This is a genomic window from Limosilactobacillus reuteri subsp. reuteri (assembly GCF_000016825.1).
Lineage (GTDB): Bacteria > Bacillota > Bacilli > Lactobacillales > Lactobacillaceae > Limosilactobacillus > Limosilactobacillus reuteri.
Genome location: NC_009513.1, coordinates 1,959,728 through 1,972,859 on the forward strand (window position 1 = coordinate 1,959,728; position 13,132 = coordinate 1,972,859).

A 13,132-nucleotide genomic window follows, 5' to 3' on the forward strand; every position below is an offset into this window, starting at 1 on the left:
GATGAAAATTTTGTTTTCACCTGCCTCTTATTTTTTGCGTCAATTAAAACCAGCTACGGATCCAGTTAACAAACTGGGTCCACCAAGACTGAGCTTGTTGCTTAACTGCCTGCCCGTCTTGAGAATTCAAGAATTTTTTCGCCTTATTCATCATATCTCCTGATGAATTCTTTACATTATTAATCGTATCAGTTACGTGCGAGCTATAGTCTTTACTTGAACTAATTGGAGCATTATTAAACTGAACAAGCGCATTGATAATTGGTTGTTCATGATTCTTTGTTTCATTGTAAATGTTTCGCTCTTCAAGTTTCTGATTAAAGATTACTTGAATTTGATTTTGCGTTGGGGTAGTTCCTTGTTTCTTTTGTTGGTTAATTTCTTTAGTGGTATCACCAACCGCAGCCATCAACTTACCCGGATATTTACTATCATCCTTATTAGCTTCAATTGCCCCATTTGTTGCGGTCAACATTTGGTTAGCAGATTGTGTATTTTGCTCATTTAAACTAACTCCATCTGCCGCAATTGCTTTATAGACTCCGGTTAAAGCTGACTCTCCAGAAACAGCTCGGTTAGCGCTAACGGTAATAGTAACATCCGTAACCCCCGCCATTTGCGCAACCATAGCGTACTGTTGGGCAGTAACTTTCGTAATATTATCCTCACCATTAAACTTTTTTACATTAACTTTAATCCCCGAACCTGGATCGGTGGGGACAATTGCTACCGAACTAACCATGGCAGCATTAGTTGTCGAACCATTCGGATTAATATACTTCTGATAATCACTGGCAGTAGCGGTTAACGTTGTAAAGTTATCATCGACTGCTAGTACATTATTTAATTCATTCTTCTCGGCAGCCCCTGCTCCATATACAACATATGATTTATTTAACGTATGAGTCTGGGTAGTTGAACTGCTACTCGTACTTTCACTAGTTGTTTCAGCCGCCAAAACCGTGGCCTGGCTAACTGGCACTGCTAATAAAGATAGTGCAAGAGTCGAAGTAATAATGATTTTGGTTAACTTATTTGAGCGCACTTTTTTACTCCTTTTAAGGCAAATTAAATTTATGTTAATGATAAGAAAAAATCCGCCAAAATACTAGCGGATTTTATTTTCTTTACCACAGTTTAATTATTACGCCAGTGGATTGGGCGGGAGCAGAAAGGCGCTTAGTCATAACTTGGCTTGGCCGTTAATTCTCTCCCTCGTCTTGCAGAGCTTCACCGAGTTGCTTCATTCCTGCCTTGATCTGGTCTTCCTGAGCATTGGAGTAGTTCAACCGGAAGGCACCAGGCTGTGGTTCACCTGCATAAAATGGGTCACCTGGTACAAAGGCCACGTTATGTTCCAGACATTGCTTAAAAAGCTCAACAGTATCTTCTACTCCGGGTACTTCAACCCATAGGAACATTCCGCCTTCTGGATCAGTATATTTAACACCTTGGGGGAAGTATTTCTCTAGCCCCTCTGTCATTAGTGCTTTGCGTTGCCCATACAGGTCACTAATTTGCTTGACATGTGCATCAAGGTCGTTATGCTTCAGAAATTCTACTACGGCATACTGGGCTAAGTTATCTGTATGCAAGTCTGCAGACTGTTTTAGTACCGTCAGCTTATTAACAACAGCTTCATCGGCTACCACCCATCCTAAACGGAAACCAGGAGCAAGCGTCTTGGAGAAAGTCCCCATATAGAAAACGTGTCCGGTTTTGTCAAACGACTTAACTGCTGGCACATGCTGCCCCTTAAAACGAATTTCACCATAAGGATTATCCTCTAACACATAAACATCATATTTAGCGGCTAGTTCGGCCAGCTTTTCCCGTCGCTTTAGTGCCATGGTTCGGCCAGTTGGATTTTGAAAGTTTGGCACGGTGTAAACCAGCTTAGCTTCCGGATGAGCCTTTAATGCTTCTTCTAGGGCATCCATCTTCATCCCCGCTTCATCCATTTCTACCCCCACAAAGTTGGCACCATATGATTTAAAGACATCAAGAGCACAAAGATAAGTTGGCTGTTCGACCAGTACGGTATCACCAGGATTAACAAAGGCCTTCCCGACTAAGTCAAGAGCTTGTTCTGAACCTGTCGTCATCAATACATTGTCTAGCTGTCCGGTCACGTTTTCTTTTTCTTTGACACGTTGGAGAACCAATTCACGGAGGGCTGTCACCCCTTTAGCGGCTCCATACTGCATTACTTCTTGACCACGTTCAGCAAACACCTGGTCAACAGCTTCTTTCATCGCTTTGACAGGGAAAAGCTCAGGCGCCGGCAATCCTCCAGCAAAAGAAATAATCTTTGGATCCGCCGCTGCTTTTAAGATTACACCGACTGCATCTGTTCCATCTGCTGGCACGCGTTTGGAAAAATTAAACTTGGTCATTGTCGTCACTCCTCGTAATAGATATCAGGCATTAACGTTATCAATCTATTCTGCCTGAGCTAGCTGGTTTGCTCGCTCTTCTTCTTTTTTCAATCGTTCTTTGATGTATGTTGCGGATGTTGCTAGTTTTGCTTCTTCTTCCGGCGTCAAGTCCAGATGCAGTTGCTCCACTACCCCGTCACGGCCAACGACAGCTGGATATGAAAGGTACGTGCCGTATTCTTCACGATAATTAGAAACTGGCATTTCAGTTCGCGCATCATTCAATAATGCGTTGGTTAACCGGACTGCTGCCGTGGCAACACCATAATTAGTGTATTTCTTCCCTTGATATACGAGGTAGCCTCCTTGACGAGCACGTTCTTCTAGCTCAGAAAGCTTTAATCCCCGTTCTTTTGCTAGTTCAGTGACCGGTTTCCCCAGGACGCGGACTGTCGACCATGCCGTAAATTGCGAATTGCCATGTTCCCCAAGATTAAAACCAACAACAGAGCGTGAATCAACTTTCAACGCTTCACCAACCCGGGCCCGCATCCGTGCAGAGTCGAGTAAGGTCCCCGTCCCCATCACGTGTTCTTTTGGTAATCCCGTTAATTTTTGGTACATTGAGGTAATCACATCACAAGGGTTAGTAACATCAACTAACTTACCGTGAAATCCATTGTCTACTAACATCTTTGCTACCAAGGGCACTTGGGTCCGCGTAAACTTAAATTCAGCAAAGCGATCATGATCTGGCGTATCAACCAACTTTGATTTCCCTAGGGCTGACACGACCACATCACAATCACGCAATTGGCTTTCATCATTAACAGTCAGGTTAGTATGGTAAGGCAAATTGGCCATTGCATCTCGTAAGTCCAAAGCATCCGCTTGCACCTTAGCTTCATTAGTATCAAATAATGCGAGGTCATCGACAAAGCCACCAGCAACTAAATAGTGCGCTACCGTTGCCCCAACGTGACCCATTCCGACTACTGCTACTTTTCTCGTCATAATAAAACTCCCTTTCTCTTTTATTGCACAACTATGTAAAATAATTAATTCTAGTCGGTCACGTCCACACTCACAGTGCCGAAGCCATTATCAAATTTGGCTTCCCACTTGCCGGCAGTTAAATGTGGTGGTAAGAGGAAAGTACCTGATGATACTAGCTGCCCTGCACGGAATGTCTTCCCTTGTTCTTCAAGCTTTCTGACTAGCCATTGCAATGACTTTAATGGGTTGCCAAGCACTTCACTTGACATCCCACTATCCACTTCTTTGCCATCGTGGTAAAGGGTGACGTTTACATTTGCTGCATCATCAACGGTCTTAAACACCTCATCGGTTGGTCGTTCTTGACCATATACTACATACCCACCAACAGCACAATCACTCATGACACTGAATTTATTTAGATCTGGGAACCAGTCAGCAAAACGACTATCAGGTACTTCCAGCGTGCCGCAGACAGTAGTCTTATGTAATAAATCTTCCATCGAATCACTGGCGTGCAAGTCAGTTTTAGCACGGAAGCCGAGTTCAACTTCCACTAACGGAGCCATCGTTTGTTCTTTGAGAGAGAGAACGGCAGGTGATGGTAAGAAGTGGGCATCAACTTGTTGTCCATAGAGCGGACTATCAGAATCAAACATGTCCTGGGTTTTCTTACTAGTTAAGGAAACTTTATACCCGCCAGTTGGGAGTCCCTTTAATTCAACGAAACGATCTTGAAGGGCATAAGCTGTATTATCATCGCTAACGACCTCTGCCCATTCATCCATTACCAGTGGTTTCTTGCTTTGATAAGCTTGGAAAAGTTCTTGAGCAAAAGCTTCTTGTTCTTCATTTAAGGTAACGTTTTTATTTGCAGTCATAATAATATCCTCCTTAGGACCTGACCGCTGTTACCAAATTAATTATCGGTCTAAGCCGGTCAGGTCATGTTCTAATTTTTCTTCAATGTTAATAATGTCTGAAATATCACTGTCTGTCATGACCACCACCACCTTTAAATATGTCTAATAAAAAACGCCCTCCTAGCTCTATTAAGAACTAAAAGGACGTCTATCAACGTGGTACCACCTTTATTTACAACACAAGGGTTGCCTCAATCAACTGCCCACAATGGCAATTAATCGGCAAGATAATGGCTGCTACCAGTATGTTCTACTATTATTTCGGCATACAACTCGCGAGGGATTTGTCGCAACTACCTCCTACCGGTTTCCACCAACCACCGGCTCTCTTAATTCAGCAGAATTGACGATTCTCGGTCAACGTTTTTTAATTTCTCTTAATTGATTATTAGTAGAATATCACGTGAAAATGAGAAAAACAAGAGTTAAATTAGAAAATCATTAAAAATAACATTGTCATGGATCATTATTCACAAAATATGCACAGTATCAACTAATTTGACTCTTCCCACAAGAATTTAATCAATTCACGGTTTACTTGACTGTTATTGTGAAGTTTACTGTGTTGGGCATTCTTTCCATGAATTTCAACTTCGCGGTATGATTTTGCACGATCACTGACTAAATACTTTAATGATTTAGCAGAATTTACCGGTACATCTTCGTCCGAATGGCTGCCATCCCCAACATCCCCATAAATATTTAACACGGCTGTATTTTTCGGAAAGGTCTGCCGTAACCCAAGTAATTCGCGGTAGGCAGAGTCCATTTTCTCTGGTTCGCCGGTCTTTGGATTTATCTTAGCATTTTGCGTCTCACTTTGCCCTACCAGTCCATTATAGTGTCCAGCAATCGCTACTAAGTGGGCTACTTGCGGAAGGCTTTTATCATTTACATTGTCATTAATATAATTGATAATTTCCAAGTTTCCCATTGAATGGCCCACAAGGTTAATTTGCTTATAATAGTGTTGTTTTTCTAAAGCTAATACCACATTTTTTACATATTCACCGCCACGATGATAACCTTGCGTGTAATCATCTTGATATGCACTTAATTTATTATCTTCAAGGTTAACTTCCACAATCGGATTAACGGCATTTGCTGGAATTGGGCGGTTAAAAGTTACCCTCCCTTTTTTGTCAACTGCATCAAAGAATTGTTTGAGCTGCTTAATGCTTAAATGGTATTTAAACATCCCGATCATCAAGGTCACCGGCTAATTTTAATCCATAACGATTTTTAAAATTAATACTTTGCCGTTCAACGTTTTCTGATAATGGGGTAATGTATCCAAATGACATATTATTCGCCTCCGATTTTCTTAATCACTTTAGCAGGAACGCCTGCAACAACAGTATTGGCAGGAACATCTTTACTAACAACTGCTCCCGCTGCAACAACAGCATTCTCTCCAACTGTAACGCCTGGTAAGATTGTCGCGTTTGCGCCAAGCCATGCATTTTCCTTAATAAGGACTGCCTTCAATTCAACCCCATGGCGCTTTTCTGGATCCAGTGAATGATTTACCGAAATAATTGTGACATTGGGTCCGACTAACACTTTATCTTCTAATTCAATTCCGCCAAGATCAGTAAACATCGCACCACTGTTGATAAATACTTGTTTCCCAATTTTCAGGTTAGCTCCGTAATCACTACGGATCGGTAAGCGAATTTCAACAGAGTCATCTATTTTTTGACCAGTTACATCATTAAGGACGTGGCGAATTTCTCTTTGTGATGCTGGTCGACTATTCAATTGTTGAAGTATGTCTTGATTTTTTAAAGCCGTTGCCGTGATTGTCGCAAGTTCTTCTTTTTGAATCTCTTTCATTTTCATCCCTCTTTTGCTCAAAATTATTGTTTATATCTTATCGAATTTTTATAATAATGTTAAATACTTATATTTAATGACATACTATAGTTAAAAAGCATATTGGAGTGATCAAAATGGAAGTTCGTGTACTGAGGTATTTTATCGAAGTAGTTCAAGAAAAGAACATTTCAAATGCCGCTAAAAGATTACATATTTCTCAACCGACACTATCACGACAATTAATGGATCTTGAAAAGGAACTTGGGATTACTTTACTTGAACGAGGACACCGGCAAATCAAACTTACCCAAGAAGGTTACTATTTATATGAACGGGCACAAGAGATTACTGGCCTCGTTAACAAAACTGAAACCGACCTACAATCGCAAAAGATCATTAGCGGAACATTAGATATCGGTGCTGGAGAAAGTACAGCTATTCATCCTGTAATGACAGTAATTGGTGATATTATCAAAAAGTATCCAGATGTTAAGATTAACTTAGTAAGTGGTGATAGCGATCAAATCTATCAGCGCTTAAATAACGGTACCTTGGATTTTGGAATCATAATGGGACCAGAAAAGCTCCTAGATTATCATTCAATTAGGTTGCCGCAAAAGAATATCTGGGGAATCTTAGTCCGAAAAGATCATCCGATTGCAGAAAAGGAAAAGATTACTCCGGAAGATCTAAAGGGTGTCCCTATTATTACGTCAGCTCAATCTAAAGAGCAGGATGTGTTTCGGGTGTGGGCTGGTTCATTGATTGATCAGTACAACTTTATTGGCCAGTATAATTTAATTTTTAATGCTCGTCTCTTAGCAGAAACCGGGGCCTGTCTTGCACTAACCTATAAAAATTTAATCAATATTACTGGGACCGACCTTGTCTTTCGTCCCTTAACTCCTACTGTTACTGATCAAAATAATCTGATTTGGAATAAAAATCGTCAGCTATCTAATGTTGCGCAGCTTTTCTTGAATCGCTTAAAGGAAGGGCAATGAATCTTGCCATTACAAAAAGCGCTGAATAACTGGATTTCTCCAGTCTCAGCGCTTCTCTTTATTTAAAATTAAGTGAGTCAATCCAGCCATCAATTTGACGTGGGTTATTTAAGATTGCTCCTTGGTTGACCTTAGTATCATAGCCATTTTCATCGATAGTACGTTCAACATAACTTTGTGAACGCTTATAGTTTGTCCCACTAGAAGTAGCAAATAGTGCTAAATTCTTCCCGTTTAAATCAAGATGATCAATCACCGTACTAATCATCCGCGGTGGAATTGCCCACCAAATTGGATGACCAATAACAATATTATCGTAGTTAGTAATATCTGGTAAATCATCCTTAATGTCAACACGACTATTATGCTCGTGTTGTTCAACCGTTGTCCGACTGCTTTCATCATGCCAATTAAGGTCAGCAGCGGTATATGGTTGTGCCGGATGAATTTCTACTATATCAGCATTTAACTTTTGCGCAACTTGTTCTGCAATCTTCTTCGTAGTGTTAGTTGCGGAATAGTATAAAACAAGGGTCTCTGCCATTCTTGAGGGCCTCCTTTATCTTAAAACGTGGTATAAATTTTAACGTAAAAAAGCAATGATGAAAAATGCTTATAATCAATCCTTATCTATGCTTTAAAAGTATTAATCAGTAGCATGAAGATCATATGCATTTAATAACATTTCACCAACCCCGGGTGCATCCGGATCGTGCATTCCCTTGCCTTTATCATGGGCCCGAATTTGGTCCATTTCTTCATCCGTTAATTCGAAGTCAAAAATATCAAGATTACTCTTAATTCGTGTTTTGTGAACAGATTTAGGAAAGACAACAATTCCTTCTCAACGTCTTTATAACTGGTTTTAATTTTAACACTATACATTTAACACTAAGTTTCAATTTAATGAGGACAAACCATTTATAATTATTCATTTTTTGCATTATTACCTACTTAATATAAGTATTTTCCATTTTATCTATCTCGGCTTATAGTAAAAGTAATTAAACACAACAGTTGAGAAAGGAAGATTTTCATGGCAAAGAAACAAACAGCTGGTCGCGACCAACTTGGTGATTTCGCCCCTAAATTTGCAGAATTAAATGATGATGTATTATTCGGACAGGTTTGGTCACGGGAAAAGGAATTAAGCCTTCGTGATCGGAGTCTTCTAACCGTTACCGCGTTGATTACAAAGGGTGCCTTTGAACAACTCCCTTACCACATGCAAACTGCTAAGAACAACGGTATTACAAAAGATGAAATTGCGGAAATTATTACTCAATTAGCGTTCTACGTTGGCTGGCCAAATGCTTGGTCCGCATTCAACGTTGCTAAAAAAGTATGGGACGATTAAAAAATTAATTTAAAACGTGTCTTTAATGGCGCGTTTTTTATTTTCGGCCTATTATAAAATTAATTAAGGATAGTGAGGTAATTAGGATGGAAGAAATTAAAGAAGCCTATTATGATGGGGAACGTCCTCTTTATGGTCTCCGAGATGCGCATTTAGTCAATACTACTTTTGGTAAGGGTGAATCACCATTAAAAGAAACTGCTAACTTAACTCTTGATGGCGTGCTCTTCACATGGAAGTATCCTCTTTGGTATTCCGATCACATTAAAGTAACCAATACAATTTTTGAAGAAATGTCACGTTCTGGAATTTGGTATACCAACGATATTGAAATTACTGACAGTACAATTCAAGCGCCTAAAGAATTTCGTCGCTGTGATGGGATTACCCTTAACCACGTCCACTTTACAGATGCTAGTGAAACAATGTGGAGTTGTAAAAATATTCAGATGAAAGATGTCTACGCTACTGGTGATTATTTCGGGATGAATAGTGAAAACATTTATGTCGACCATCTTGATCTTGTCGGAAATTATGTTTTTGATGGAGCTAAAAATGTTGAAGTTCATAACTCACGCTTAGTATCAAAGGACGCCTTTTGGAACTGTAAGAACGTCACAATTTATGATTCTAAGATCAGTGGTGAGTACCTTGCTTGGAATACCAAGAACATTACTTTTATTAATTGCACAATCGAAAGCGATCAGGGATTATGCTATGTCGATCACTTAACGATGAAGAATTGTCGTGCTTTGCGAACTGACCTCGCCTTTGAATTATGTACTAATATTGATGCCGAGCTAAAAGGTACTATTATGAGTATCAAGAACCCAATTAGTGGTAAAATCACCGTTGATCACGCTGATGAAATTATTATGGATGATCCCCAAATTGATTCAAGCAAAATTCAAATTATCCAAAGAAAGTAGAGGGTGAAAAAATTATGGAATATGATTTTGATACAATTCTCGATCGGCGTCACACCAATTCTGAAAAATGGGATGTTAAGCCGAATGAATTACCAATGACAACTGCTGATATGGACTTCAAAACTGCTCCTGAAATTATGGCCGCAATGAAAAAGAAGATTGATTCAGGTGCTTTTGGTTATGAATATCCGAATGAGGAATACTTTAATGCAGTTGCTTCCTGGTATAAAACCGAGCATAACGCGGAAGCTGATACCTCTTGGATGCGGTTCGCAACTGGTGTTATCCCTTCTATTACTGCCTGTGTTAATTATTTAAGTCATGAAGGCGATAATGTCCTGTTAATGGAGCCGGTTTACAATACGTTTTACAATTCTATCCTCAATAGCGGCCGTCATGCTTTTCCTACTCAGCTAAAATATGATCAATCTACATATACTTATTCTGTCGATTGGGATGACCTTGAAGAAAAAATGAGCAACCCGCTTACTACGCTGATGATTTTATGTAATCCCCACAATCCTACTGGTTATGTTTGGTCGCGCGATGAGTTAATTCGGATTATTAAGCTAGCTCAAAAGTACGGTATCATAGTTATTAGTGACGAAATTCATGGTGATCTAGTATTAACGGGCCCAGACTACACTCCTACTTTTTCCTTACCAGAAGATTGTCGCCAAAACGTGGTTACATTAGTATCAACCAGTAAGACATTTAACGTGGCGGCCCTTCATGCTGCGACGGGAATCGTTCCTAATCCTCTTTTGCGGGAACACTTTACGCGCGCAATCAATAAATATGAAGTAGCAGAACCAAACCTCTTAGCAATTCCTGGAACAATCGCTGCTTATACGCAAGGTGCAGACTGGCTTCATCAGCTCAAACAGTATTTACTGGGAAACCGGAAATATCTTGAAAAATTCATTCGCACTAACCTTCCTCAGCTCCATGTTGTTCCTGGAACAGCAACTTATCTTGTGTGGATTGATGTTAGTGCAGTAACTAATAACAGCACTGCTTTAGCACAAAAGATTCGCGAACAAACTGGGTTAATTATTAATCCAGGAACTTATTATCATGGCAATGGCAGTCAGTTTATTCGCATTAACATCGCCTATCCTCGTTCACAAGTCAAAGATGGTTTAGAAAGATTAGTGGCTGCTCTTAATCAGTAGACGCTGAGTCACCGAAGATCATTGCAAAATCCCCCACATGCAACTTTGACACATGCGGGGGATTTTATTAATGATCGTTTTCAACATTTAATACTTTTTTCGAGCCAGCATCAATCTTAACTTCTTTAACTGTCCGGCCTTTTTTACTTTAACTTCCCAAAAGGCAAAAAAGTTTCATATGAAACTTTTTTTGCGGCTCGTGTAACATTATTTTTCAGCGATTTCTATTCCTGTCTGTTCACTTGATTCAAGCGTGGACAGAATATGGAATGCGATAATCGACAAATTAAGTACTTCTTGCTTCAATTTTTATCGGTTAAGTGTTCTTGAATCCACTGCTGTCCTTATGAGCCATGAATATTGCTGTGTTGTACACGTAATAGTTCAATCGTATGGCGAATCTTAGTTATTGTTTCTTCGTTTTCTTTATTCATTACTTGGCCCCACTATCTATTATTAAGGCCATTATATCAAAACACTTTCGCCATCGATTTTGCTTCTGCTAATGCATTATTAAGAATCTTTTGCCGTTGATCACGGTGAACATCGGCACCCTCAATAAAATCCTTATTTTTTATGTTACCCGTCAACAAAAAAAGAAAAAGATTTTTTGTTATAAAATAGTAATTGTGATTTTTAACTGAAGGAAGTGGTGCAATGTCGATTGGGCAAATTTTTAACCAAGTCGTCATTATTTTCTTACTAATGCTTTTAGGAGCAGTTATTAGAAAGCTCGGATTTCTCCATCCACAATCAATTAATGATTTAACCAATATTACACTCTACTTTTTATCGCCAATCGTAATTATTAAGGCCTTTGAACAGCCGTTTTCGCGATCACGATTTTATCAATTATTACTATTGATTGCTGGTGTCTTTCTGACCTATTTTGTTTCAATTTTGATTGCAAAACTACTTTTTCATAAAGTAAAGGACCAAAATATTCGTCAAATTGCAACTTATGGAAGTATCTATTCTAATAATGGCTTTATGGGCGTTCCATTAGCACAAGGGCTTTTCGGAAGTGTGGGTGTCTTCTATGCCGTCGCTTCAATGATTGGTTTTAATGTCATGTCGTGGACTCAGGGAATTGGAATTTTTCAAAAACGGCAGCCTCATGATTGGGGAACACAGTTAAAGAAAATTATTTTAAATCCTAATATTATTGCTATTATTATTGGTCTTTTCCTATTCATTAGTTCTTTTCGGTTGCCAAAATTAATTTCTGGTTTTATTGATTACACCAGTCCAGCGTTTACTCCACTATCAATGATTGTCATCGGAAGTAATCTTGCAAACCTAAGTATTAAAAATATCAAATTACCAACTGCACTCTGGGGAAGTCTCTTCGTAAGGAATATTTTCTTCCCGATTCTAGGAACAATTATCTTATTATTATTGGGAATTACTGGTGTTCCACTCTTCACCACAGTAATTCTTAGTGCATGTCCAGTAGCAGGATTAGTCGTTCTTTTTACCTTACAATCAAATGGGGATGCACGGCCAGCAACCGTCTTAATGAGTATTTCAACCATTTTGAGTTTAGTAACTATTCCATTAGTCTATTGGTTTGCTAGTCTATGGTAATGATATATACGATTTTTGAATAAAGGATTAAATATAATAAGCATTTCAAATAATAGCCTCCTTAATCTATGATGGAATTAGATATTAAGGAGGCTTTATAAATGAATAAACCATATATTATCGTCCATATGATGACATCAGTTGATGGACGAATTGATTGTGAAATGACGGCCCAATTAGCCGGTGAACCCGAATACTATTCTACATTGGACAGTTTAGATGTTCCTACAAGGATTAGTGGACGTGTTACTGCAGAAACCGAATTGACACGTGGTGGTAAATTTAATCCGCAAAACAAAGAAATCCTTGGTAAAACTGACTTTGCTAAAAATGCAATTGCTGATAGTTATAATATCATTGTCGACACTAAGGGAACTTTACAATGGGGCAAGGAAAATGGTAATAACTTCTCTCACCTAATTATTACGAGTGAACAAGTTACGAAAGATTACCTTGATTACCTCAATCGTCAAAATATTTCATGGATCGCAACTGGGAAAGATCAAATTGATCTAGCCAAGGCAATGGAAATCCTTGCTGATGAATTCAATATTGACCGTTTAGCAATTGTTGGTGGCGGAAAAATCAATGGCGGTTTCCTGGAAGCGGGATTAGTTGATGAAATCAGTATTTTAATTGGGGCTGGTGCCGATGGGCGAACCGGTCAACCAAGCCTTTTTGATGGCCGTCCAGAAAGCAGTCGTCCAATCGCTCTGCAATTAAAAGATGTTACAAGTTTTGATGATGGAGCGGTCTGGTTACGGTATTTGGTTAAGTAACTGAAATTTGAACGCATAGGGTCCTGGTAATTTACTGTGATTCTATGCGTTTGTGCTTTAAAAACAAGAAAACGCAAGAACTCTCGCATATACTTTGAATATTTAAACTAAAGTAACGAAGAGTCTTGCGTAATGAAATTTATAAAGTTGAAGTGCAAGATAAAAAGGTATGATTCCAATATCCAA

Annotated in this window: 13 protein-coding genes, 1 pseudogene and 1 other annotated feature; of the genes and pseudogenes, 6 read left to right on the forward strand and 8 right to left on the reverse strand. The window is 39.1% G+C overall.

What is annotated here, in order from left to right:
- Positions 1–43 precede the first annotated feature (43 nt).
- The 6 genes from LREU_RS09885 to LREU_RS09910 all read right to left on the reverse strand — a co-directional run bounded on the left by LREU_RS09885 (position 44) and on the right by LREU_RS09910 (position 6,133).
- Positions 44–1,045, reverse strand: coding sequence for a DUF1002 domain-containing protein (locus LREU_RS09885; protein ID WP_003669418.1), 1,002 nt, complete (start codon positions 1,043–1,045; stop codon positions 44–46).
- Between the two features lie 157 nt (positions 1,046–1,202).
- Positions 1,203–2,396, reverse strand: a complete 1,194-nt coding sequence (locus tag LREU_RS09890) for an aminotransferase-like domain-containing protein (protein ID WP_003669419.1) — start codon at positions 2,394–2,396, stop codon at positions 1,203–1,205.
- A gap of 45 nt (positions 2,397–2,441) precedes the next feature.
- Positions 2,442–3,392, reverse strand: a complete 951-nt coding sequence (locus LREU_RS09895) for an L-lactate dehydrogenase (RefSeq protein WP_003669420.1) — start codon at positions 3,390–3,392, stop codon at positions 2,442–2,444.
- 50 nt (positions 3,393–3,442) lie between these two features.
- Complete coding sequence (locus tag LREU_RS09900) at positions 3,443–4,255, reverse strand: 2-keto-4-pentenoate hydratase (protein WP_003669421.1); 813 nt, start codon at positions 4,253–4,255, stop codon at positions 3,443–3,445.
- Between the two features lie 179 nt (positions 4,256–4,434).
- Positions 4,435–4,667, reverse strand: a binding site (T-box leader).
- 123 nt (positions 4,668–4,790) lie between these two features.
- A complete protein-coding gene (locus tag LREU_RS09905) occupies positions 4,791–5,504 on the reverse strand; it encodes an alpha/beta hydrolase (RefSeq protein ID WP_003669422.1) in 714 nt (237 codons plus the stop codon).
- Between the two features lie 98 nt (positions 5,505–5,602).
- Positions 5,603–6,133, reverse strand: coding sequence for a DapH/DapD/GlmU-related protein (locus LREU_RS09910; protein ID WP_011953606.1), 531 nt, complete (start codon positions 6,131–6,133; stop codon positions 5,603–5,605).
- Between the two features lie 116 nt (positions 6,134–6,249).
- On the opposite strand from LREU_RS09910, the gene LREU_RS09915 reads away from it, so the two are divergent.
- Positions 6,250–7,119 carry a LysR family transcriptional regulator gene (locus LREU_RS09915; protein WP_003669424.1) on the forward strand — a complete coding sequence of 290 codons (870 nt, stop codon included), beginning with the start codon at positions 6,250–6,252 and terminating at the stop codon, positions 7,117–7,119.
- Between the two features lie 58 nt (positions 7,120–7,177).
- Here LREU_RS09915 and LREU_RS09920 read toward each other — a convergent pair whose 3' ends face one another.
- Entirely contained in the window at positions 7,178–7,663 is a 486-nt protein-coding gene (locus LREU_RS09920; protein ID WP_003669425.1) for a flavodoxin, read from the reverse strand.
- Between the two features lie 102 nt (positions 7,664–7,765).
- A pseudogene (locus LREU_RS10350) lies at positions 7,766–7,963 on the reverse strand (aldo/keto reductase); the annotation flags it as partial.
- Between the two features lie 192 nt (positions 7,964–8,155).
- Here LREU_RS10350 and LREU_RS09925 point away from each other — a divergent pair.
- The 5 genes from LREU_RS09925 to LREU_RS09950 all read left to right on the forward strand — a co-directional run bounded on the left by LREU_RS09925 (position 8,156) and on the right by LREU_RS09950 (position 12,946).
- Positions 8,156–8,476: a carboxymuconolactone decarboxylase family protein gene (locus LREU_RS09925; RefSeq protein WP_003669426.1), complete on the forward strand. Its 321-nt coding sequence runs from the start codon at positions 8,156–8,158 to the stop codon at positions 8,474–8,476.
- An 86-nt stretch (positions 8,477–8,562) separates the two neighbouring features.
- Entirely contained in the window at positions 8,563–9,405 is an 843-nt protein-coding gene (locus tag LREU_RS09930) for a DUF3737 family protein (protein ID WP_003669427.1), read from the forward strand.
- Positions 9,406–9,419: 14 nt separating this feature from the next.
- On the forward strand, positions 9,420–10,580 hold the full coding sequence (locus tag LREU_RS09935) for a MalY/PatB family protein (RefSeq protein ID WP_003669428.1): 1,161 nt from the start codon (positions 9,420–9,422) through the stop codon (positions 10,578–10,580).
- Positions 10,581–11,237: 657 nt separating this feature from the next.
- Positions 11,238–12,167 carry an AEC family transporter gene (locus LREU_RS09945; RefSeq protein WP_003669430.1) on the forward strand — a complete coding sequence of 310 codons (930 nt, stop codon included), beginning with the start codon at positions 11,238–11,240 and terminating at the stop codon, positions 12,165–12,167.
- Positions 12,168–12,268: 101 nt separating this feature from the next.
- Positions 12,269–12,946: a dihydrofolate reductase family protein gene (locus LREU_RS09950; protein ID WP_003669432.1), complete on the forward strand. Its 678-nt coding sequence runs from the start codon at positions 12,269–12,271 to the stop codon at positions 12,944–12,946.
- The last annotated feature ends 186 nt before the right edge of the window (positions 12,947–13,132 follow it).